Raw genomic sequence first — 23,617 nt, 5'->3', positions numbered from 1 at the left:
TTCATCAAGGCCAGCGAACCGCCGAAGCTCGACGCGGTGGCGACGGCCTTTGACAGCACCCCGGCACCGGCCGCCGGCCGCGATCTGCCCAGCGTCTACGATGGCGTTTACCGGGCGGCTCTGGCCTATGGCATGAATCAGGGCATGGTCTCCCAGCTCATCAAGCTTTTGGCCAGCAGCGTCGATTTTCAGGCGCAGTTGAAACCGGCAGATACGCTGGAGGCCTTCTTCTCCGTGGAAGATGCGGATGGCAAGGCGACGGACAAGTCCGAACTGCTCTACGTCAACGCCAAGTTCGGCGATAACGAGACGCGGTTTTACCGGTTCCAGAACCCGGACGATAACAGCATCGACTATTTCGACGAGAACGGTAAGAGCATCCGGCAGTTCCTGTTGCGCAATCCGGTTCCGAACGGCCGTATGACATCAGGTTTCGGCATGCGCCGCCACCCGGTTTTGAAATTCAGCCGCATGCATACCGGCACCGACTGGGCGGCAGCCCGCGGCACGCCGATCATCGCGACAGGCAACGGCACTGTCGAAAAGGCCGGCTGGGCCTCCGGTTACGGCAACCAGACCCTGATCCGCCACGCCAATGGCTACGTCTCCTCCTATAACCACCAGAGCGCCATCGCCAAGGGTGTCACCGAGGGTTCAAAGGTCCGGCAGGGCCAGGTAATCGGTTATGTCGGTTCGACCGGCCTTTCGACCGGCGCGCATCTGCATTACGAGCTGATCGTTAACGGCACGAAAGTGGACGCGATGAAAGTGCGTCTGCCGGGCGGCAAATCGCTTTCCGGCGTCGCGCTCGCGCGGTTCTCCGACGAGAGAAAGCGGATCGACAATCTACTCAACATCGAAGAAAAACCCAATCAGGTCGCGAGCCGCTAGCCCGCAGGGCATAGGGACCGCTATACGAAAAAGGGCTCCGTTACCGGAGCCCTTTCGTTTTATGCCGCATCGGCGGTTTCAGTCTCGGCCTCACCCTTTGGGGGCTTGACCTTGAAAAGCAGCCGGTCGGTGCCAGAGGTCACCTTGACCCGCGATCCGTCCGGGATCTCGCCGCCGAGAATCATTTCGGCGAGCCTGTCCTGAACGGTCTTCTGGATCACACGCTTCAGCGGACGTGCGCCATAGGCCGGATCGTAACCCTTATTGGCAAGCCAGTTGCGGGCATCCTCATCCAGTTCGAGCGTGATCTTGCGATCACCCAGAAGCGAGACGAGGCGCTTGAGCTGGATCTCCACGATCGCACCCATCTCGTCGCGCCGCAGGCGATGGAAGAGGATGATATCGTCGATACGGTTGAGGAATTCCGGCCGGAAATGCGACCGGACCCGTTCCATCACCAGGTCGCGAACCGAATCCACATCGTCATTGTCGCCCATCTGCGTCATGAATTCCGAACCGAGGTTCGAAGTCATGATGATGATGGTGTTCTTGAAATCGACGGTGCGGCCCTGGCCATCGGTCAGACGGCCATCGTCCAGCACCTGCAACAGGACGTTGAACACGTCCGGATGCGCTTTCTCGATCTCGTCAAACAGCACGACCTGATAGGGCCGACGGCGAACCGCTTCCGTCAACGCACCGCCCTCTTCGTAACCGACATAGCCGGGAGGCGCACCGATAAGCCGGGCAACGGAGTGTTTCTCCATGAATTCCGACATGTCGAGGCGAACCATCGCGGTCTCGTCGTCGAACAGGAACCGGGCGAGCGACTTGGTCAGCTCGGTCTTGCCCACGCCCGTCGGGCCGAGGAAAATGAACGAGCCGATCGGCCGGTTCGGATCCTGAAGACCGGCGCGCGAACGGCGAACCGCCTTGGAAACGGCCTGCACGGCCTCGCCCTGCCCGACCACGGACTTGGCAAGATCGTCTTCCATGCGCAGCAGCTTCTCGCGCTGGCCTTCCAGCATCTTGTCGACAGGAATGCCGGTCCAGCGGGAAACGATGTGGGCGATATTGTCCGCCGTCACCACTTCCTGAACCATCGAGCCAGCACCGCTGCTATCACGCGCTTCCGCTGCAGCCAGTTCCTTTTCGAGGCCCGGAATGATGCCATAGGTTAATTCACCGGCGCGCTGGAACTGGCCGTTACGCTGGGCACTCGCCAGTTCGTTGCGGGCATCGTCCAGCCGCTTCTTGAGGTCTGCGGCATGGCCCAGCTTCTGCTTTTCCGCCTGCCAGCGGGCCGTCAGCGCATCGGCCTTTTCTTCGGTATCGGCCAGTTCGTCCTCGAGCTTCTTCAGGCGGTCGACGGATGACTGATCCGTCTCCTGCTTCAAGGCTTCGCGTTCGATCTTGAGCTGAATGATCCGGCGATCCAGTTCGTCCAGTTCTTCCGGCTTGGAATCCACCTGCATGCGAAGGCGCGAAGCGGCTTCGTCCATCAGGTCGATTGCCTTGTCGGGCAGGAACCGGTCGGTAATGTAGCGGTTGGAAAGCGTTGCAGCTGCAACTAGGGCCGAATCCGAAATACGGACCTTGTGGTGCTGTTCGTATTTTTCCTTCAGGCCGCGCAGGATCGAGATCGTGTCCTCAACGGTCGGCTCATCTACGAGCACCGGCTGGAAACGACGGGCAAGGGCCGGATCCTTTTCCACGTGCTTGCGATATTCATCCAGCGTGGTGGCGCCAACGCAGTGCAGTTCACCTCGGGCAAGGGCGGGCTTCAGCAGATTGGAGGCATCCATGGCGCCATCGGCCTTGCCGGCACCGACCAGCGTGTGCATCTCGTCGATGAACAGAATAATGCCGCCATTTTCCGCCTGCACTTCGTTCAGGACCGCCTTCAGGCGCTCCTCGAACTCGCCGCGATACTTCGCGCCAGCGATCAGCGCACCCATATCCAGCGCCATAAGCTTCTTGTCTTTGAGGCTTTCGGGCACATCGCCATTGACGATGCGCAGCGCAAGACCTTCGGCAATCGCCGTTTTACCGACGCCGGGTTCACCGATCAGCACGGGATTGTTCTTGGTGCGGCGTGAAAGCACCTGAATGGTCCGGCGGATTTCGTCGTCACGGCCAATCACCGGGTCGAGCCTGCCTTCGCGGGCTTCCTCCGTCAGGTCGCGCGCGAACTTCTTCAGCGCGTCGAAGCCCTGTTCGGCATTGGCGCTGTCAGCCGTGCGGCCCTTGCGGATTTCATTGATGACCTGATTGAGCGCCTGCGCCGTCACGCCGCCCTTTTTCAGGGACGCCGAGGTGGAAGCAGAGTTTTCGATCGCCAGCGCCTGCAAAAGACGCTCGACGGTGACGAAACTGTCACCAGCCTTCTTCGCGAGTTCTTCCGCAGTCGAGAACACTTTCGCAAGTGGAGCCGTAAGGGAAAGGCCGCCATTGCCGCCGGAAACCTTGGGCAATTTCGCCAGTGCCGCATCGTTGGCCAAGCGCACTTCCTTGGCGTCGCCGCCAGCCCGCTCGATCAGCGATGCTGCCATGCCCTGCTCGTCATCAAGCAGAACTTTCAGCACATGTTCGGCAGAAAACTGCTGGTGATTTTCCGCAAGCGCAAACGTCTGCGCCGATTGCAGAAAACCGCGAACGCGCTCGGAGTATTTTTCAATATTCATAGTCGAACCTCCATATACCGGCCCGCCCGCTTTCGGCACGGATCCGGGTGTTTGGGTTGAGGCTCCCTCAAAGGCAAGCCCCGCTACGGCAGTCGCGTTTTACAGATTTCACGATTGCCGCCTCTTGATGGACGGTTACCGCTGCATGCGGCATCCGTCCTTACTGCACGAATATGGGAGGCATTTTCATCGGTTTAAAGGGGAGGAAAACGACTGCCGGGGAAATTTTAGCCGGACTTGATAAGCGTCACGACTGTTTGCCGCGATTGCCCCTTCGAAAAGCGCCCAAGCTTTTACACCCGACCCCAAAAACAAAAAAACTCCGGCAAGCCGGAGTTTTTTCAATCGCGTGGTATTTTGAAAACCCTGCTTATTCAGCAGCGTTTTCGAGCGTGGCAGGTGTTGCCTCATCACCGGCTGGCGTATCTTCGCCTTCAGCACCCTCAGCACCTTCCGCGGTTGCGGCGCGGCGCGGGCGACGCGGGCGTGGGCCGGTGGCGCGGCGGGCCTTTGGTGCGCGTTCAGCCGCTGGTGCTTCCGTCTGCTGCTGCTGTTCCTCGACGGCCACTTCCATAGGCGTGCCTTCGATGACGGGCTGAGGCGCCTGGCTGGCGTCGTATACCGGCTGCTGCCGTTCGTCCGAAGCCTGCGGCTGGCGCGGCTGGCGCTCCTGCCGTTCACGGCGGTCCGGGCGCTCACGGCGTTCCTGACGCGGCTCGGAACGCTCGGTGCGCTCCTGCCGTTCCTGGCGCTCCGGCTGCTGAACCCGTTCCGGCTGTTCGAACTGCTGCTGCGGTGCACCATCGTCACCGTCGTTCATATCCATATCGTCGGCATCCGAAGCATTGTATTCGCCACGGTCGTCGCGCTGGAAACGCTCCTGCATCTGGGCCTGAGCGGTGGCGATGATACGATTGTAGTGTTCAGCGTGCTGCAGATAGTTTTCAGCGATCACGCGGTCGCCAGCACTCTGCGCGTCCCGCGCAAGGGTGGCGTATTTTTCCGCTATGTGCTGGGCTGTGCCACGAATTTTAACATCGGGACCGGAGCTGTCATAAGTCCTGGTAAGCGGGTTACCGCCCTTGCGGTTGAAGTTGTTGTTGTTACCGCCACCATTGTTATTGTTGTTGTTGCTTCCACGCCCCCGGCCGCGCTTGTTTTGCTGTCCTGGCCTCATCAATTGCTCACCTGAATTCTGTTTTGCTGACAATCTGGTTATTTTCATGCAATTCCGGGCGGAAAACCGCTGGAAACTTTTCCTGAAATTGCTCCATTACGCGCCCTGCTGGAGATAACCCCAGACAAGACCCCGCGTATGACGACCGGTCGCGCAAAATGCTGCAACGAGCCACCTGCGAACAAAGTTTACTGATTCACATGCCGGAAACGCCCAGCCTTCAGGGTTCTCAAAAGAACCCGCTTCGGGACTGACCCATACCCTGACGAATCTAAATTCGTCCTCAGCCACCCGGCATGTGGCGGCAAACTATCCCGCTTCATGCGGAAATCCAAGCCTTTTCTTTTGCTGTGCAAAATATCCTTGCAAATAATCCGCAGACGTATCGCGAACAACTATCTCCGGAAGGTCAAAACTCTGTCGTTGCCGCCATAATCCTTCACGGCGTCGAGAAGAGAGAAGCCGTGGGAAGCAAATATAGCGGAAACATCAAGCCTTTGATCGAAACCGATCTCCACACCGACAATCCCGTTTTCCACAAGAAAGCGGCCTGCGTCGGCAGCGATGAGGCGGTACGGTGCAAGGCCGTCCTGACCTCCGTCCAGCGCCGCCATCGGATCGTGATGACGAACCTCTCGGTCTAGCGTTGTGACGATGTCACTTCTTATATAAGGCGGATTCGACACAATTATGTCAAACCTGCCAGAGATTTTTTTGAACCAGTCGCTACGCATGGTTTCAAAACGCGAGGCGAGACCATTTCGGGCAGCGTTTTTCGCTGCGGTTTCCAGCGCATCGGCGGAGATATCGCTGCCGACGCCAGTTGCTTCCGGACATTCCTTGAGAAGCGCCAGACAGATCGCACCCGTGCCCGTACCCAGATCCAGAATGCGCGCACTGCCCTTGTCGGCAACAATTTTTTTCAACGCAGGCAACAGCGTATCGACGAGAACTTCCGTATCCGGGCGGGGTTCGAGCGTCTCCGTCGATAAAAGAAGATCGAGCCCGTGAAATTCGCGGTGGCCGAGAATACGATGGACTGGCTCTCCGCCTGCGCGCCTTTCGACCATGGCGGCAATGCGGGCGCTTTCTTCCCCAGTGACGGGATGGTCCGGTTTCATCACGAAATCGGTCAGTGAAAAACCGGTAACGTCGGCAACCAGCAGGCGCGCATCAAGCAGCGGATCGGCGATGCCCGCCGCCTGCAGCCGTTTGCGGGCTGCGGCAAGCTCGGTCGAAACGGTCCCGTCAGCGCCGCCACTCAAAGCTGTTGTTCGCCAAGCTGGGCAAGCTGACCGGCCTGATAATCAGCAATCAGCGCGTCGACAAGCTCGTCGATCTCGCCTTCGATCATCCGGTCGAGCTTGTAGAGGGTCAGGTTGATGCGGTGATCAGTGACCCGCCCCTGCGGAAAATTGTACGTGCGGATGCGCTCGGAACGGTCGCCAGAACCGACCTGGCTCTTGCGGTCGGCTGAACGCTCGCTTTCGACCTTCTGGCGCTCGATGTCGTAAAGACGCGAACGCAGAACCTGCATAGCCTTGGCGCGGTTCTGGTGCTGCGACTTTTCAGAACTGGTAACGATCAAACCCGTCGGAAGATGGGTGATGCGAACGGCGGAGTCAGTGGTATTGACGTGCTGCCCGCCTGCGCCCGAAGCGCGCATCGTGTCGATACGAATGTCTTCCGGGCGAATTTCGACATCGATATCCTCCGCCTCCGGCAGCACGGCAACAGTGGCTGCCGAGGTGTGGATGCGGCCGCTCGCTTCTGTTTCCGGCACGCGCTGCACCCGGTGCACGCCGGATTCGAATTTCAGCTTGGAAAACACCCCTCGCCCGCTGATCGTGGCGATGATTTCCTTGTAACCGCCCGCCTCGCCTTCGCTTGCGGAAAGAACTTCAACTTTCCAGCCCTTGGCTGAAGCGAAGCGCTCATACATGCGAAACAGATCGCCGGCGAAAAGTGCCGCTTCGGATCCGCCCGTGCCGGCGCGGATTTCGAGGATGGCGCTTTTTTCGTCCGCCGCATCCTTGGGAAGCAGCAGGACCTGCATTTCCTTCTCAAGCTCGCCAATTCGGGCCTCGACCTCCGGCAGCTCCATTTCCGCCAGATCGCGCATGTCCTTGTCGGTCGTCTTGTCGGCAAGCAGCGCCTGCAGATCGGCGGCCTCGGAGACCGCCTTTTCGTATTCGCGGACTTTTTTCACCACCGGCTCAAGTTCGGAATATTCCGAAGCCAGCTTCACATAGACATCCGCTGCCGGACCAGCCGACATCCGCGCTTCGATCTCTCCGAAACGCCTTTCCAACTCGCGCATTTTTTCGACGGGAAGCTTCGCCACCAGTCACTCCGATTATGAAACAGGTCTTTTAAATGGGAATGGAATGCGTCGCAGCAAAGCGTAACAACACCTCGCGCGCGCTTTCCAGCGAATTATGATCGTCGAGCGCAGCGTTCAGCTCATCGGCAAGGCTCGCGGCATCAAGCCCGAGAAGCATGGCCTTGACGGGACCAATCGCCGTCGGCGACATGGAAACCGAACGGAAACCAAGGCCGATCAAAGCCATGGCCGAAAGTGGCTTGCTTGCCATTTCGCCGCAAAGCGTGACCGAGGTGTGGTGCTTTTCGCCAGCGCGCACGATATCACGCAGAATGCGCAGGAACGGCTTGCCAAGATTGTCGAAACGATCCGAAACCCTTGCATTGCCGCGATCGACCGCCATCGAAAACTGGAACAGGTCGTTCGAACCGACGGAGACGAAATCCACTTCCTGCATCAGCTCATCGAGCTGCCACATCAGCGAAGGCACTTCCAGCATCGCACCAAATTGCAGCTTTTTCGGAAGCGCATGGCTGAATTTCGAAAGATGCTGCACTTCCTTCTGAAGCAGATCGCGCGCGGCGCGGATTTCGGAAACCTCCGTCACCATCGGCAACATCATGCGTAGTTCAGCACCTGAGGCAGCACGCAGAAGCGCGCGCATCTGCGTGCGCATCAGACCTGGGCGGTCGAGCGACAGGCGGATCGCCCGCCAGCCGAGCGCCGGGTTTTCCTCTTCCTGGCCGCGCATATAGGAAACGACCTTGTCGCCGCCAATATCCAGCGTGCGGAAGGTAACGCTCTTGCCCTTGGCCTGCCGCAAGACGGACCTATAGAACGCTTCCTGCTCCTCGCCCTTGGGCATGTTGGAGGCGATCATGAACTGCAGCTCGGTGCGGAACAGGCCGATGCCATCCGCGCCGGATTCCTCGAGCTGCGGCAGGTCTACGAGAAGACCCGCATTCATCTTGAGGTTGACCTTCTGGCCATCCTTGGTGATCGGCTCGACATTGCGAAGCGCGCGGAACTGCTCCTGGCGCTTGGCACGCAGGCGCACCTTTTCCTCATAGGCGCGCTGCAAATCCGACATCGGGCGCAAATGCACCTGGCCGTCATCGCCGTCGATGATGATGGGATCGTTATTTTCAGCGAGGGCGACGATGCCCGTCGCCTGCCCGATGATCGGAATGCCCATGGCGCGCGCCACGATGACGACGTGGCTCGTCACCGCACCGTCTTCGAGCACCAGGCCGCGCAATTTCTCACGCGGGTAATCCAGCAATTCGGCGGCACCCATGGCGCGCGCCAGAACGATGGCGTCCAGTGGAAAATCATGCTCGGGGCTTCGACCGCCGAAACCGATCAGCTGGCGCAGCAGCCGGTTGGCGAGATCGTCGAAATCATGCATGCGCTCGCGAAGATAGGGATCGGTCAGGCGCATCATGCGCGCCTTTGTGTCGCTCTGCACTTTCTCGACCGCAGCTTCCGCCGTTAGGCCGTTGCGGATAGCTTCTTCCATACGCCGCACCCAGCCCTGATCGTGGGCGAACATGCGGTAGGTCTCAAGAACCTCGCGATGCTCGCCTTCTGTCGGGACGTCGCGGCGCTGCAACATATCGTCGATCGACAGGCGCAGCGAACCGATGGCGTCGGCAAGACGCAGGATTTCGGTATCGGCATCCTCATTCAGCAGATTGGTGACAACGATTCGGGGGTCGTGCAGCACGACATGACCTAGACCGATGCCTTCGCCATAAGCATCGCCATCAATGGAAACGGCACGCGTCAGGTCCAGCTCCACACCGGGGCGGGTGATTTTTTTCAATTCACCGCTCGCCACTATTTCAGCGATGAGCATCGCGGTTGTCTCGAGCGCTTCAACTTCATCCTCCCGGTATGTTCGGCTGACCTTGTTCTGGACCACAAGAACGCCAAGAGTGCGACCGGAGCGCAAAATCGGCACGCCGAGGAAGGAATGATAAATTTCCTCACCCGTTTCAGGAAGATAGCGGAAAGCCGGATGCGCCTGCGCATCGGAAAGATTGAGAGGTTGGGCGGAAGCGGCAATGGTACCGACAAGACCCTGCCCCATTTTCAGCTGGGCAAGATGCACGGCATCCTTGTTGAGACCTTCGGTAGCGTAAAGCTCCAGCACGCTGTCGGAACGCAGCACGTAGACCGAGCAAACCTCCGCCACCATGTTGCTGGCTATCTGACGGACGATCTGGTCCAGACGGTCCTGCGGCTCAAGGTGCTCCGCCATCATTTCGCGCAGCCGCTTTAGCAGGACGCGCGGACCTGCAGAAAGGTCTCTCATCGCGTTTGCTCCCCGACGCTTCCGATCCGAATGTCATAATATTCGAGAATCAAAACGTCATTTAAAAAATTTATAGCGCGAGAAGCGCGTCCCGCAAGGGACACGCTTTCATGAAACGCCACATCGGAAGAACGCAACCCCGAAGAATCGGAGCATCGGGAACCGATGTCTCGAACTTAGTTCTTATCGAGACCGTAAGCAGAATGCAAAGTGCGAACGGCCAGTTCGGCATAGGCACCGTCGATCAGGATCGAAATCTTGATCTCGGAGGTGGTGATGGCCTTGATGTTGATGTTCTTCTCGGCAAGCGCCTTGAAGGCGCTGGCAGCAACGCCGGCATGGCTACGCATGCCGATACCGATGACCGAAACCTTGGCAAGGCCGGTCTCGTTCTGCGCAACGTCGAAGCCGATCTGGGCCTTGTTCTCGTCCAGAACGCGCAGAGCCTTGGCAACGTCGCCATAAGGAACGGTGAAGGTCATGTCGGTACGCGACCCATCTTCGGAGATGTTCTGCACGATCATGTCGACATTGATATGCGCTTCGGCCAGTGGCCCGAAGATCGCGGCAGAGACGCCCGGACGGTCGGCCACGCGGCGCAGCGAGATCTGTGCTTCATCCTTGGCATAGGCGATGCCGGTTACGACTTCCTGTTCCACGATTTCTTCCTCGTCACAAATCAAAGTACCGGGCGGGTTGATGAGGTCGCCCATGCCCGGCGCATCGGGATCCTCGAAACTGGAGCGAACGAAGGTGCGCACCTTGTGTACCATGGCAAGCTCGACGGAGCGAACCTGCAGAACCTTCGCACCGAGAGACGCCATTTCGAGCATTTCCTCGAAAGCGATCTTCTTCATGCGGCGAGCCTTGGGCTCGATGCGCGGATCGGTGGTATAGACGCCATCGACATCGGTATAGATATCGCAACGGTCCGCCTTGACGGCGGCGGCGATGGCAACGGCTGATGTGTCCGAACCGCCGCGACCGAGCGTCGCAATGCGGTTATCCGGGCCGATGCCCTGGAAACCGGCAACAACGGCAACCTGGCCCTCGCCCATGCGGTGAACGATATCCGAACCGTCAATCTCGAGAATGCGGGCGGCACCATGTGCGTTGTCTGTGCGGATCGGAATCTGCCAGCCCTGCCATGAGCGCGCATTGATGCCCATGGATTGCAGCGTGATCGCCAGAAGACCCGATGTCACCTGCTCGCCGGATGCAACGACCGCGTCATATTCGCGTGCATCGTAAAAGGAGGCGGCGTTGGCGCCGGCCACCTTCGCAGCATTCTGCACCCAGTCCACCAACTCGTTGGTTTTACCGGACATGGCGGAAACGACCACGGCCACTTCATGGCCGGCATCCACTTCGCGTTTCACATGCCGTGCGACATTGTGAATGCGTTCGAGGTTCGCGACGGACGTGCCGCCGAATTTCATGACAATGCGAGCCATAGCCTTGACCAGTACCATCCCTTTTTTCCGCCAGCCGTTTTTTCAGGTGCGGACAAGAACAAACCCAGTCGGCTCTTTTTTTGATAAAGAGCCTCAAGTTGCGGGTCTCTTAGCGAAAAGGCGGGGGGCACGCAATGCCGTTTATGAACCATGCGGTACGCCTTTTTTTATAGCCCCGGCGAAAGAAGATGTCGGGATGGAATGGGCGACCGCATGCGGCGCTGTGAAAGAGCGTACCGCAGTGCACTGTACAAACGGGCCTATTCGCAGTATGGAGCGCGGCAATGCAACCGGCCAAATGGCCGTAATGGCCTGCATCGGCTGCCCCGGAGACTTTAGGACCTATTGGTTTCGGGCGGATGCAGGCAGCTTCATATCCGAAAGACGGTAGATGACAGACACCCAGGGTATCGCCCCGGCGATCGCGCAGGCGTTGGAAAAACGCGGCTACAAAGATTTGACCCCCGTGCAGAAGGCCATGCTTTCGCCGGAACTCGCCGACAAGGACGCGCTGGTTTCCGCGCAGACCGGCTCCGGCAAGACAGTTGCCTTCGGCATTGCGCTCGCGACCACGCTACTGTCGGAAAACACCCGTTTCGGCCAGGCTTCCGCGCCGCTGGCACTCGCCATTGCACCAACCCGCGAACTGGCCATGCAGGTCAAGCGCGAGCTGGAATGGCTTTATGAATTCGCCGGCGTATCGATCGCATCCTGTGTTGGCGGCATGGATATCCGCAGCGAACGACGCGCACTGGAGCGCGGCGCGCATATTATCGTCGGCACCCCCGGCCGCCTCTGCGACCACATCAAGCGCGGCGCGCTCGATCTGTCGTCGCTACGCGCCGTGGTACTGGACGAGGCCGACGAGATGCTCGATCTCGGCTTCCGCGAAGATCTGGAATTCATTCTGGAAGAATCGCCGGATAACCGCCGCACGCTGATGTTCTCGGCCACCGTTCCGCGCAGCATCGCCAAGCTTGCCGAAAGCTACCAGAAGAACGCCGTTCGCATCGCCACCGCCTCAGAACAGAAGCAGCATGTGGACATCGAATACCGCGCCTTGCTGGTGACCGGCTCCGACCGCGAAAACGCCATCATCAATGCGCTGCGCTTTTACGAAGCCCGCAACGCCATCGTTTTCTGCTCCACCCGTGCGGCCGTGAACCATCTGACGGCCCGTCTGAACAATCGCGGCTTTTCCGTCGTGGCTCTGTCAGGCGAACTGACCCAGAACGAACGCACGCATGCGCTTCAGGCAATGCGTGACGGTCGCGCCCGGGTTTGCGTGGCGACTGACGTTGCTGCACGCGGCATCGACCTGCCTGGTCTCGAACTGGTTATCCATGCCGACCTGCCGACCAATTCGGAAACGCTTCTCCACCGTTCCGGCCGTACCGGCCGCGCCGGGCAGAAGGGCGTCAGCGCCATCGTGGTGCCTGTCAACCAGCGCCGCAAGGCCGAACGCCTTCTGGAAGGTGCCAAGGTCAGCGCAGCATGGGTTCGCCCGCCTTCGGTCGAAGAGATCGTTGAACGCGACGGCGCCCGTCTCCTGGCCGACCCGGCTCTCACCGAGGCCGTGGCCGATGACGAGCGTGATTTCGTCAAGCAGCTGCTCGAGCAGCATGGCGCGGAAAAAGTAGCAGCCGCCTTCGTGCGCCTTTACCACGCCGGACGTTCCGCCCCGGAAGACATCACCGAAGTCGCGCTGGACAATACCCGCAAACCGCGCCGCGACAGCTTCGAAACCCCTGAAAACGACGCGCCGCGCCGCGAACGTTCCGACTTTTCCGACAGCGCTTGGTTTTCGCTTTCGGTGGGCCGCAAGCAGAGCGCCGAACCCCGCTGGCTCATCCCCATGCTCTGCCGCTTCGGCAAGATCACCCGTCAGGATATCGGCGCCATCCGCATGCAGCAGACGGAGACCTTCGTGGAACTGGCGGCCGATGCCGTCGATCGTTTCACCTCCGCCATCGGCAAGGACATGATGCTTGAAAAGGGCATTCGTCTGAAGGCGCTGGAAGGCAAGCCGGAAATGACTGGCAGTGTTCGTGAGGACACCCGCCCGGCCACGGCTCAGCGGAAGTTCAACAAACCCAATAATGCTGGGGGCGCAGCCGACGACCGCAAGGGCGACGACAAGCCCTGGAAAAAGAAAAAGACCTTCGGCGACAAGCCCAAATTCGAAGGCAAGAAGGACCGGCCTTTCGAAAAGCGCGGACCGAAGCCGGCAAAGGGCTGAGGCGCGGGTCATTACCGTGCGGTAAATCCTCGGCTTAAGGCCGAGGATGATGCCAAGTAACCGGCAAACTTCATCACAAAAAAAGCCCCGCTTTTGCGGGGCTTTTTATTGTCTTGATGGATCAGAACGTCAGGGCGCGGTCGCCGTTTTCGTCCTTGATACGGCTTGGAAGACCGATCTTGTTCAGAAGGTTCAGGAAAGGCTGCGGTGGCAGTTCTTCCACATTGGCCATCTGCTTCAAATCCCACTCGCCGGTGGCAATCAGCATGGCGGCAGCGACCGGAGGAACGCCGGCGGTGTAGGAAATGCCCTGAGATCCAACTTCTTCGTAGGCTTCCTTGTGGTCGGCCACGTTGTAGATGAAGACTTCGCGTTCCTTGCCATCCTTGATGCCCTTGACGACATCGCCGATGCAGGTCTTGCCGACATAATCGGGTGCAAGCGAAGACGGATCCGGCAATACGGCCTTGACCACCTTCAACGGCACGACTTCCAGACCTTCGGCAGTCTTGACCGGCTTTTCGGAGAGAAGACCGAGGTTCTTCAGCACGGTAAAGACGTTGATGTAGTGATCGCCGAAGCCCATCCAGAAGCGCACATCGGCGCCATCCATGTTTTTGGATAGCGAATGCACTTCGTCATGGCCGGTCATATAGGCCTTCTGCTTGCCGACAACCGGCAGATCGAATTCCTGGCCGACCTCGAACATCTGGTTCGTCTGCCACTGGCCATTCTGCCAGGAATAGACGACACCGGTGAATTCGCGGAAGTTGATTTCCGGATCGAAGTTGGTGGAGAACCAGCGGCCATGGCTGCCGGCATTGATATCGACGATATCGACCGAGCTGACCTTGTCGAAATATTCATCCTTGGCAAGGCGGGCATAGGCATTGACCACGCCGGGATCGAAACCGACGCCGAGCAGTGCCGTTACGCCCTTTTCCTTGCATTCGGCAGCGCGCTTCCACTCGTAGTTTCCGTACCACGGCGGCGCCTCGCAAATCTTGGTGGGATCCTCGTGGATCGCCGTATCCATATAAGCAACACCCGTGTCCATGCAGGCACGAAGAACGGACATGTTGACGAAAGCCGAACCGACGTTGATGACGATCTCTACGCCGGTTTTCGTAATCAAGGCTTTCGTCGCCTCGATATCCATCGCGTCAAGCGCATGGGCCTCAAGTTTCACATCTGTCTTGAGGCTCTTCTTTTCGCGTACGGACTCGACAATCTTGCGGCACTTTTCCAAAGTCCGTGACGCAATATGAATGTCTCCCAATACATCGCTGTTCTGGGCGCATTTATGCGCCACGACCTGTGCTACGCCACCGGCGCCGATGATCAGAACGTTCTTCTTCATTTCAGGTGATGCCTCCTTTTCCCCGCAGGGATCAGCTTCGTTTCATGTTAAAACAGGGTTTAAGACAGGCTTTGCTCGAAATCGGCAAAGTCGAATTCGCGAACGGCACGCACGCTGCCGTCGAGTTCCTTGATGGCAATCGCCGGCATCTTCACGCCATTGAACCAGTTCTTCTTGACCATGGTGTAGCCGGCCGCATCCTCAAAGGAGATACGATCACCGACCTTCAACTCCTTGTCGAACCGGAAGTCGCCGAAAATATCGCCCGCAAGGCAGGATTTGCCGCAGACCATGTAGGGATGTTCGCCCTCGTTCGGCAAAACCTTGGCGGTTTCGCGATAGATCAGGAGGTCGAGCATATGCGCTTCGATGGAGCTGTCGACGATAGCGAGGTTCTTGCCATTGAACAGCGTGTCGAGAACCGTCACTTCAAGCGTCGTGCTCTTGGTGATCGACGCTTCGCCGGGCTCAAGATAGACCTGAACGCCGTATTTTTCCGAAAAGGCCGCCAGGCGATCGCAGAACTGGTCGAGCGGATAGTTGTCGCCGGTAAAATGGATGCCGCCGCCGAGGCTGACCCATTCCGCACGCGACAGGAGCGATCCGAATTTCTCTTCGATCTGCGTCAACATGCGGTCGAACAACGAAAAATCGCCGTTTTCGCAATTGTTGTGGATCATGAATCCAGAAATCCGGTCCATGACCTTGTCGACCTTGGCGACATCCCATTCGCCGAGACGGCTGAAGGGACGTGCGGGATCGGCAAGATCGAAGCTCGAAGAGCTGACCTGCGGATTGAGGCGCAGACCCCGGGTGATACCGGATGCCTTTTCTGCAAAGCGCTCAAGCTGGCTGATGGAATTGAAGATGATCTTGTCCGCGTTCGAAATCACCTCGTCGATTTCGTAGTCGGCATAAGCGACGGAATAGGCGTGGGTTTCGCCACTGAATTTCTCGCGGCCCAGACGCACTTCATAAAGCGACGACGAGGTGGTGCCGTCCATATATTGCGACATGAAATCGAAAACGGACCATGTTGCAAAGCACTTCAGCGCCAGAAGCGCCTTGGCGCCGGATTTTTCCCGCACATAGGCAATCTTCTCCATGTTGCGAAGAAGTTTTGTCTTGTCGATGAGGTAATAGGGCGTCTGAAGCATGGCGTTTCACATATTGATTGAAGTCAAGGTCCGTCTGGATGATGGGCCTTATATGATGCTTGTTACAGGAAAACAAATGTCCGGCACCGAATTCCCGGAAAATTGCCCCCGCCGCAAAATCCGCGGGAGAAAACTCGCCAAGCCGCGGAACCAAGCGGGCATCGGCGCGTTTGAATGGCGGACAATCGGGTTTACGGCTGCCGCAACGAAAGTTCGTAAGCGTCGGCATTGATCCGCGGCGGCAGTCTTTTTGACCTGACGCCATTTCCATCAACGATGTTCCAGGAAGGACTTCACCCATGGCAAGCGTGCGTAGCAGCGTCAACGACAAGATCCAGCAATCCCTCGAAAACGGCGATGCAGCCGATGTGGCAGCACAGCTTGCCCAACTTCGCGAAGATCTGGCAAATCTTGCCAAGAGCGTTAAGGCGCTGGGCGTTGGAGCCTCGCATGAATTGAAGGCGCAGGCCGCCCGCGTGGCCGACGACGCGCTGACCGCTTCCGGCGAGATGGCCGACAGCGTTCGCAACGAAATTTCCTCGCTGAACGACAATCTGACGGATCAGGTCCAGAAGAACCCGCTGCAGTCCCTCGGCATCGCCGTTGGTGTCGGTTTCGTGCTCGCTCTCCTCACACGTCGATAAGGCCGCATCATGCTTGAGGCATTGCTGGTCTATTTGGGAGACACCCAGCGTGAGGGACGCGTCGTGACGCGGCGCCTGCGCGCCACGATAATCCTTTGGGTGCTGACCGGGATATTCTTCCTGATCGCCTTCGTAGCGGCTGTCGTGGCGGGGTCCATCTATCTGGCCAGGCATGTCGGCGCGGGGCCGGCCGCGCTTGTCGTAGCCGGTACGGCGTTTCTGCTTGGTGTCATCATGCTGGTGGCGCTTGCGATCGTCAAACGTCCGAGAGCCTATGCCGCAAGACGACCCGTCGCATCCTTGACGGCGGCTCCCTTGACCGCAGCACCTCTGGCGCTGCAATCGCTGCTGACGCTGGCGATCCAGGCGCGCCCCTACGCGACGCTCGCCGTTGCCATGGCTGCCGGCTTTCTGGCAACCAGAGCCAACACCAGAAAAAAGAAATAGGCACGCCTTCGGGCGCGTTTAAGGCTCTTCGTCAAACTCTCATTTGCTGCTGCGCATCCAGACCATGGATGCGCAGTTTTTTTTATGTTACCCGCGATGGATAGACTGGTTGATGGTGCTCAGTGCCACGCCGCCCTTATTTGAACAAAGTGAAATACAGTCTCCCGCACGTCCCGTTTTTTTCTGAAAGGCGATTGATGAAGAAGAAAGTCCTTGTCGTCGGCGGTGCCGGCTATATCGGTTCGCATACCTGCCTTCTCCTGTCGGAGCGGGGATATGAACCGGTCGTTTTCGACAATCTGTCCAATGGACATGAGGAATTCGTCCGCTGGGGACCCTTCGAGCAGGGCGACATTCGCGACCGCGCGCGTCTGGACGAGGTTTTCGCCAAGCACCAGCCGGAGGCCGTACTCCACTTTGCGGCGCTGATTGAAGTCGGCGAATCGGTAAAGCAACCCGTGGCCTTCTACGACAACAACGTCATCGGTTCGCTCAACCTGCTGTCTGCCGCCATCGATGCCGGGGTCACGGCATTTGTCTTCTCCTCCACCTGCGCCACCTACGGTTTGCCGGAACAGGTGCCGATTGACGAGACGCACCGTCAGGCGCCGATCAACCCTTACGGCCGCACCAAATGGGTAGTCGAGCAGGCACTGAAGGATTACAGCACCTATAAAGGGCTGCGCTCGGTGATGCTGCGCTATTTCAACGCCGCAGGTGCAGATTTCGAAGGCCGCATCGGCGAATGGCACAAGCCGGAAACCCACGCAATCCCGCTCGCCATCGAGGCGGCACTCGGTCGGCGTCAAGGCTTCAAGGTGTTCGGCACGGATTATGACACCCGCGACGGCACCTGCGTGCGTGACTACATCCATATTCTCGATCTTGCCGACGCCCATGTGCGGGCAGTGGACTATCTGCTGGCGGGCGGTGAAACGGTTGAACTCAACCTTGGCACCGGCACCGGCACGACTGTGAAGGAGTTGCTGACGGCGATTTCGGACGTATCCGGCCGCCCCTTCCCGGTAGAATATACCGACCGCCGCGATGGCGATTCCACCACCCTTGTCGCCAATAACGACAAGGCAAAGGCGGTGTTGGGCTGGGAGCCGCGTTATTCCCTGTCTGATATCATCAAATCCGCCTGGGCCTGGCATTCCTCGCGCAACGCCGGGGACTGAGCGAACGCAATTTAAAACAAAAAGACACCGGCCAATGGCCGGTGTCTCTCGCGGGACGCCTGTTGGGGTCGATCCCGCTCCTGCCTCCCAGGTAAGGGGATCAGGGCTTGGTGGCGGACGTGGTGGTGCTGTCCGGAGCTGCCGGCGTTGCCGCGCTCTTTTCGCTGGCCTGCTGTTCCAGCGTCTTGAATTCCGGAGCAGCCTTCAGCGTTTCCGCCGTTTCGGTCGTCGTCAGGCGAATAGTGCCGTCCTGCGTGTTGCGGGTCATCGTTACCTTGTCCATAGGCACCGCGACATCCTTGGCACCGATACCGAGGAAACCGCCGACACCAATCACGGCTGCGACGAGACCACCGTCTTTTTCCATGATGAGGTTGGTGACGTTACCGATGCTCTCGTCGGCTGCGGTATAAACCGACTTGCCGATGTAATCATTGGCGCTGATCTGCGTTTCGCCCTGCTGGGTGATGTAAGCACCGCCTGTCGTCGCGGCCGCGCTGTCATTGGCCAGAGGAGCCGCCGGCGCCATCGGGGTGGCGGGAGGCGTTGCTGGTTCGGTCTGAGCACTCGGATTTGCCGGTGCTGGCTGGGTTGTACCCTGGGCGATGGCAAGCGGCGCGAAAGCCGTCGTGCCCATCAGGGCGGCGGTGACGAGTATCGTAAGTTTCTTTGCCATTTTCGTACCTTCCTTTCATCGTTTTTGACTGGCCGGGCGGTGACGAATTTCGCTTTCCACTCCATGACCGGTTCGCTTTGCAAACGGGCTGACCATTGAAATGGTTCCGATTTTTTCAGTCGCATAGACGCGATTGCGACATTTTGCGGCTCCGGAACGAAAAAATCAGGCATTGCTAAAGGAGGATGGCGCGGTATTATCCGTGACGTAACAATGCCGTAACTGCCGGAGTTTTTGCATGCCTCAACCCGGCAAAAAACTGAAAAACACGTTCTCTGCTTTACGTCGACGCAGTGCGAATTTTTTTCCAACGGCCTCCATCGGCACCTATCTGGTGGTGATGGCAACCGTCATCACCCTGCCGCTTATCCTTTTCGGCGGCTACTTGATGCTGCGCCTTGAAAGCGAAAAGCGCGACGACCTGCAACGGGAGACGATCGAGGATGTCAGGGTCGTCAGCCGCAACATCGATAGGCGCCTGCAGGAAATCGCCACCTCCCTCAATCTGCTGTCGCAATTCCCGGAACTCGAGAATGGCAATCTTGCCGCTTTTCAGGGACGTGTTGCCGAAAGCCTGAAACGGGAGGGCCTGTACGCCATTCTGGCTACCAAGGAAGGCGAACAGTATCTCAATACCCGGGTGTCATTTGGCCAGCCTCTCAGCAAGGTGCCGGCCGAGGCCAATCTGGCCAAGGCAATCGAATCCCGTCGGATCACCGTTTCAGACATGTTTTTCGGCGCGACGAGCAAGGAATGGGTGTTCAACGTTACCTTGCCGCTCGACCCCAATCTGGGGTCCGCCGGAGATGCCCTGATCCTGACGCAGAATACAAGTGACCTGAGCCGGCTCATTCCCACGGAAAACCTGCCGCGCAACTGGGCGGTCGCCATTATCGACGGTAACAATCGTGTTGTCGTTTCCAGTGCTCAGAATGGGGTGGAAGTGGGCAAGCCATTTGCCAGCCCCGCCATTCTTTCAGAAATGCGGGCCTTCAGCGGCAATTTCTTCGACGACAAGGGTAACCTCTATGCCTATGCCCAATTGCCGGGCTGGCAATGGCGAACTGTGATGTGGGGGCCACTTGCCGCAAGTCAGGCAGCATTGGTCGACACGTGGCGGCAAATGATGATCGGCAGCACGATGCTGGTGCTCATCGCCATCGGCGGCGCCTATCTGGTCGGCCGGCAGTTGCGCAGTTCCATTCGCGATCTCACGCTCATGGCTGAACGCATCGGTGAAGGCGAGATCGTGGCGCCCGTCGATACCAAGATCAAGGAGGCCAACCAGGTTGCCGTCGCGCTCTCCAATGCTTCCTTCGACAGAAGCCAGTCGGAAGAACGGCTGCAACTTCTGCTGCACGAACTGGTTCACCGCTCCAAGAATATTTTGACGCTGGTTCAGGCGATGATCCGGCAATTGGGGCGGGAAAACAAAAGCATCCCGGAATTCCAGAAAGAGGTGGACCACCGCCTGCGCGGTCTCGGAATGTCGATCCGGGCATTGGCGGAGGTTCAATGGCAGGGCTTGCCGATCCGTAAGCTGATCGAGACCCACCTCGACGTTTTCGGCACCGTTTCGGAACGCTTCGAGCTGTCTGGGGACGATTTCATGCTTTCTCCGGAAGCGGCGCAAAATTTCGGGCTCGTGGTGCATGAGCTGACGACGAACTCCATCAAATATGGCGCCCTGTCGGTTGCGCTCGGAAAAATCACGGTGAGCTGGAAGCCGCTCGAAAAAGATGGACGTCAGATGATTTATATCGTCTGGACCGAAACGGGCGGGCCGCCGGCGAAGGAACCAAGCCGCAAGGGCTTTGGTACCACGGTCATCAAAAGGCATGCGGAAGGCGCATTCGGCGGACAGGTGGTGACGGAGTATCGCGAAACCGGGTTCGAATGGTCGCTTGAAGCGCCGATGCGTTATTTTATACCCAAGCGACCCGATCAGGCCGGCCCGCTTTGAAAAATGGCGTGCTGGATCCCGTACCTGCAGACAAAAAGCAGCTAATTTCGCCCTCCGCAAAAAAAATACGTTTTAGTGGAACCGAATTAGGTCGGATGCATTTTTAATGCAGGCCAAGCAATTCCCCCGTCCCCGCCTGAAGCTTGGCTGACAATAAACAGGTTTCACCCCTGAAAACCTGTCATAATAAAAAAGCACGGCTCTTTCATGGGCCGTGCTTTTTTTTGCGTTCTCGCAAAAACGGCCGAAGTGCTGCCTATGAGGCAGGTCTCCAACCGAGGGCCATTATTTCGAAATTTCAAATGTCGGTGACGTCCCCGGAAGGAAATTTAAGCCGGTAGACGATCCGCTCCGGCGTGAGGTGATATTCGGCACTCCCGCCCAATGCGGATGGAACGACCTTTTCCAGCACGACGCTGCCGAAACTGCCGCGCCTCGCCTGCGCCGGCTCTTTCGATGGCATGATCGGCTCTATCCACTCAACGATACAAAAATCGCCTTCCTGTCGGCATTGCAGCGAGATTGGCGGATGATAGGCGAGATTGCCGCTATGGCTGACCGTATTGACGACCAGCTCATGGAAAGCCAGACCGATATAAAGCGCCCCATTCGGATTGAGCAGCAGGTTTTCACCTTCCATGTGGATGAGATTAGGATATTCCGGCACATAAAGATCGAATTGCTGGCGAAGAAGCTCGAATATGCGAGCACCTCTCCAGTCGGAATCCGTGATGAGATCCTGACTTTGGGCAAGAGCGTGTAACCGCCCCCGAAACTTGCGCAGAAAATCATCCTTGGTGAGGCTGAAACGGGCCGTCTGGCCCGCAAGGCTCTGGATGATCGCCAGGAGGTTCTTGGAACGGTGGCTGACCTCGCGCAGCAGCGAGCGCAAAAGCTGCTCGCGCCGCCGTTCCGCCGTCACCTCGCGAATGGTGGTTTTCATCACCGCCTGCTTCGCCTGGTTGAAGGTGGAATGGATCTGGAACTGGAAAACCCGGTCATTGCCGGCATTAACTTCCAGCATGCCCCGACTGCCCACCACATTCATATCTTTTTTGAGTTCGGCAAGCCGCTCTGAAAGATCGGTGCCAAACACATTTTCATCCGTAGGATGGCTATCGGTCGGCAGACGCCACACATCCGGCAGATTGGCCACGAATATATACTCGCGGTTCCAGTCTTGTAACATGACTGTCTCGCCCGAATCGAGCAAAGCGAGGACGAGCGAATCGTGTAGCTCGCTCTCGTTCCTCTCCGCGTTATGCCATGCCAGCCGATGCAAATTCATCTCCCTGCAAAAAGCCGTGAGATCACCTCACGACCGTAACCGCGAACGTCCGGGTACCGTAGTTGTTCCCGGACAGTCTACGGTTTCGGCAAATTTCACGCCGCGACGCGAGAGCTTTCGTTGAAAAACAGCGCCTGGCTGATAAGCGCTTTCACCATGTCCGGGTTGAACGGCTTCGTAACGAGGAATGTCGGCTCGGGCCGCTCACCCGTCAAAAGACGCTCAGGGAAGGCTGTAATGAAGATCACCGGCAGAGACGTCATCTGAAGGATCTCCTTCATGGCATCGAGCCCGGAGCTGCCGTCTGCAAGCTGGATGTCGGCAAGGATCATCTTCGGCTGCGTGCGGTTGAAGAGATCGATCGCCTCCGCATGCGTGCGGGCAATACCCGTAACGCGATGGCCGAGATCGGTGACCATCTGCTCGATATCCATGGCGATCAGAGGTTCGTCCTCAATAATCATGATATCGGTGGCAACCTGGCGGGCGATTTCAGAGGCCGCCTCATCGATCAGCTGGCCGATCTGGGCTTCAGTTACCCTCAGAACCTCTGCTGCTTCCGACGCTGTGAACTCTTCGACCGTGGTCAGAAGGAAAGCCTGGCGGGCGAGCGCTGGTACCGCAGAGAGGTTGGCGGAAGCGCGCTTTTCCCAACCTGACAGGTTTTCATCGGCCTTTATATTGATCGTGACGGAACTAAAAATCGATACGAACAATTGATAAAGCGAAACCCGATCGTTGCTTGTCGGCGGGAAGATGCTGATATCGGCGATCAGAGCTTCAAGTGTTGCTGCAACATAGGCATCGCCAGTGGATTGAGAGCCGCAAACGGCACGCGCGAACCTGCGCAGATATGGCAGGTGCGGTGCGATGCGTGTAGAAACTGACATGGAATTCTCCCCTTTCATGCGGTCTGCAACGCAAACCCACGATAGCAACGTGCGCATCATAAAAAAAGTTCCGGATCGCCGGAACTATTTTTTTCATCGCGCATTCTTGCCACGACACAAAAGGAATACCGGACGTTATGAACATATTTCAATCGGACCAAGATTCTCCGGACAATCCGGCCAACCCTCAGGTCCCGCACTCTGGACGTGCGGTGATTTCCCGCAAGCTCAGGGAACTCTACGATGCTGTTCAGGAAGAAGGCATCCCTGACAAATTCCTCGATCTTCTCGAGAAACTCGATGAAGCCGAAAACAGAGCCAAAGACAAGGCTTCGGGGGAATGATGGCGAAAGAGCCGGAGCAGACAGAATACAATTTCAAACGGGAAATGCTGGCGGCACTGCCAAACCTGCGCGCATTCGCGATCTCACTCATCCGTTCGAGGGATCGCGCTGACGACCTCGTGCAGGATACGATCATGAAGGCCTGGGCGAAACAGGAGAGTTTCCAGCCTGGCACCAACATGCGCGCATGGCTGGTGACGATCCTGCGTAACGAATTCTACAGCCAGATTCGCAAGTCCGGCCGCGAAGTACAGGATACCGACGGGGTTTATACCTCGCGCCTGTCTGTGCCGCCAGAGCAGCATGGTTCGGTCGATCTTCAGGATTTTCGTACGGCACTTGCAAAATTGCCCGACGATCAGCGCGAAGCGATATTGCTGATTGGCGCCTCCGGCTTTGCTTACGAAGAAGCAGCCGAGATTTGCGGTTGCCCGGTTGGCACGATCAAGAGCCGTGTCAGCCGCGCGCGATTGCGCCTGCAGGAACTTCTCGGCATCGAAAACGAAAACGAGTTCGGTCCTGACGCGCAGATGAGCGCCGTTACCGCCGCAGCCACCGCGCGCTGAGCTGGCAGAATTCGCA

Annotated in this window: 20 protein-coding genes (1 of these 20 cut by a window edge); 9 read left to right on the top strand and 11 right to left on the bottom strand. The window is 58.2% G+C overall.

Annotated features, from left to right (window positions below):
* Positions 1-891: the 3' end of a M23 family metallopeptidase gene (locus G6L97_RS19975; RefSeq protein WP_004432116.1), read on the top strand. 1,056 nt of this gene lie to the left of the window's left edge; 891 of the gene's 1,947 nt are visible here — the last part of the coding sequence; the start codon falls outside the window, past its left edge; its stop codon occupies positions 889-891.
* A 59-nt stretch (positions 892-950) separates the two neighbouring features.
* On the opposite strand, the gene clpB is transcribed toward G6L97_RS19975, so the two are convergent.
* The 6 genes from clpB to G6L97_RS19945 form a co-directional block, all read right to left on the bottom strand.
* Positions 951-3,575 carry an ATP-dependent chaperone ClpB gene (clpB, locus tag G6L97_RS19970; RefSeq protein WP_004432113.1) on the bottom strand — a complete coding sequence of 875 codons (2,625 nt, stop codon included), beginning with the start codon at positions 3,573-3,575 and terminating at the stop codon, positions 951-953.
* A gap of 370 nt (positions 3,576-3,945) precedes the next feature.
* Positions 3,946-4,752, bottom strand: coding sequence for a DUF4167 domain-containing protein (locus tag G6L97_RS19965; protein WP_013762141.1), 807 nt, complete (start codon positions 4,750-4,752; stop codon positions 3,946-3,948).
* Between the two features lie 395 nt (positions 4,753-5,147).
* On the bottom strand, positions 5,148-6,017 hold the full coding sequence (prmC, locus tag G6L97_RS19960) for a peptide chain release factor N(5)-glutamine methyltransferase (RefSeq protein ID WP_111828524.1): 870 nt from the start codon (positions 6,015-6,017) through the stop codon (positions 5,148-5,150).
* Entirely contained in the window at positions 6,014-7,096 is a 1,083-nt protein-coding gene (prfA, locus tag G6L97_RS19955; protein WP_013762139.1) for a peptide chain release factor 1, read from the bottom strand. The genes prmC and prfA overlap by 4 nt, the downstream gene beginning before the upstream one ends.
* A 28-nt stretch (positions 7,097-7,124) precedes the next feature.
* Positions 7,125-9,392 (bottom strand): phosphoenolpyruvate--protein phosphotransferase, encoded by a 2,268-nt coding sequence (ptsP, locus tag G6L97_RS19950; protein WP_004432101.1) that lies wholly within the window; start codon positions 9,390-9,392, stop codon positions 7,125-7,127.
* Between the two features lie 176 nt (positions 9,393-9,568).
* Positions 9,569-10,846 (bottom strand): aspartate kinase, encoded by a 1,278-nt coding sequence (locus tag G6L97_RS19945; protein ID WP_111828550.1) that lies wholly within the window; start codon positions 10,844-10,846, stop codon positions 9,569-9,571.
* Positions 10,847-11,237: 391 nt separating this feature from the next.
* Between G6L97_RS19945 and G6L97_RS19940 the strand changes: the two genes are divergently transcribed.
* Positions 11,238-13,085: a DEAD/DEAH box helicase gene (locus G6L97_RS19940; protein ID WP_004432087.1), complete on the top strand. Its 1,848-nt coding sequence runs from the start codon at positions 11,238-11,240 to the stop codon at positions 13,083-13,085.
* A 121-nt stretch (positions 13,086-13,206) separates the two neighbouring features.
* Here the strand turns inward: G6L97_RS19940 and G6L97_RS19935 are convergent, their stop codons facing one another.
* Together G6L97_RS19935 and nspC are read right to left on the bottom strand one after the other, a co-directional pair.
* On the bottom strand, positions 13,207-14,445 hold the full coding sequence (locus G6L97_RS19935; RefSeq protein ID WP_111828525.1) for a saccharopine dehydrogenase family protein: 1,239 nt from the start codon (positions 14,443-14,445) through the stop codon (positions 13,207-13,209).
* Between the two features lie 59 nt (positions 14,446-14,504).
* On the bottom strand, positions 14,505-15,602 hold the full coding sequence (nspC, locus tag G6L97_RS19930) for a carboxynorspermidine decarboxylase (protein WP_013762135.1): 1,098 nt from the start codon (positions 15,600-15,602) through the stop codon (positions 14,505-14,507).
* Between nspC and G6L97_RS19925 the strand changes: the two genes are divergently transcribed.
* From G6L97_RS19925 to galE, 4 genes are all read left to right on the top strand, one after another.
* Positions 15,601-15,834, top strand: a complete 234-nt coding sequence (locus tag G6L97_RS19925) for a hypothetical protein (RefSeq protein WP_004432079.1) — start codon at positions 15,601-15,603, stop codon at positions 15,832-15,834. The two genes, nspC and G6L97_RS19925, sit on opposite strands and share 2 nt — an antisense overlap.
* Positions 15,835-15,901: 67 nt before the next feature.
* Complete coding sequence (locus tag G6L97_RS19920; protein ID WP_004432077.1) at positions 15,902-16,246, top strand: DUF883 family protein; 345 nt, start codon at positions 15,902-15,904, stop codon at positions 16,244-16,246.
* 9 nt (positions 16,247-16,255) lie between these two features.
* Positions 16,256-16,693 (top strand): hypothetical protein, encoded by a 438-nt coding sequence (locus tag G6L97_RS19915; protein WP_004432075.1) that lies wholly within the window; start codon positions 16,256-16,258, stop codon positions 16,691-16,693.
* A gap of 197 nt (positions 16,694-16,890) precedes the next feature.
* Entirely contained in the window at positions 16,891-17,874 is a 984-nt protein-coding gene (gene galE / locus G6L97_RS19910) for a UDP-glucose 4-epimerase GalE (RefSeq protein ID WP_035199976.1), read from the top strand.
* Positions 17,875-17,974: 100 nt separating this feature from the next.
* Here the strand turns inward: galE and G6L97_RS19905 are convergent, their stop codons facing one another.
* Positions 17,975-18,550, bottom strand: a complete 576-nt coding sequence (locus G6L97_RS19905; protein ID WP_004432071.1) for a PRC-barrel domain-containing protein — start codon at positions 18,548-18,550, stop codon at positions 17,975-17,977.
* Between the two features lie 238 nt (positions 18,551-18,788).
* Between G6L97_RS19905 and G6L97_RS19900 the strand changes: the two genes are divergently transcribed.
* Positions 18,789-20,513, top strand: a complete 1,725-nt coding sequence (locus tag G6L97_RS19900; RefSeq protein WP_111828526.1) for a sensor histidine kinase — start codon at positions 18,789-18,791, stop codon at positions 20,511-20,513.
* Positions 20,514-20,811: 298 nt separating this feature from the next.
* Here G6L97_RS19900 and G6L97_RS19895 read toward each other — a convergent pair whose 3' ends face one another.
* Entirely contained in the window at positions 20,812-21,801 is a 990-nt protein-coding gene (locus G6L97_RS19895) for a sensor histidine kinase (protein ID WP_035252645.1), read from the bottom strand.
* 95 nt (positions 21,802-21,896) lie between these two features.
* Positions 21,897-22,691, bottom strand: a complete 795-nt coding sequence (locus G6L97_RS19890) for a response regulator (protein WP_004432063.1) — start codon at positions 22,689-22,691, stop codon at positions 21,897-21,899.
* Between the two features lie 137 nt (positions 22,692-22,828).
* Between G6L97_RS19890 and G6L97_RS19885 the strand changes: the two genes are divergently transcribed.
* Together G6L97_RS19885 and G6L97_RS19880 are read left to right on the top strand one after the other, a co-directional pair.
* Positions 22,829-23,035: a NepR family anti-sigma factor gene (locus G6L97_RS19885; protein WP_004432062.1), complete on the top strand. Its 207-nt coding sequence runs from the start codon at positions 22,829-22,831 to the stop codon at positions 23,033-23,035.
* Positions 23,035-23,601: an RNA polymerase sigma factor gene (locus G6L97_RS19880; protein WP_004432061.1), complete on the top strand. Its 567-nt coding sequence runs from the start codon at positions 23,035-23,037 to the stop codon at positions 23,599-23,601. The genes G6L97_RS19885 and G6L97_RS19880 overlap by 1 nt, the downstream gene beginning before the upstream one ends.
* Positions 23,602-23,617 lie beyond the last annotated feature (16 nt).

The sequence above is a fragment of the Agrobacterium tumefaciens genome (assembly GCF_013318015.2).
Lineage (GTDB): Bacteria > Pseudomonadota > Alphaproteobacteria > Rhizobiales > Rhizobiaceae > Agrobacterium > Agrobacterium tumefaciens.
Note: the sequence above shows the minus strand (reverse complement) of the source record. Positions and strands in the feature narration are given on the sequence as shown.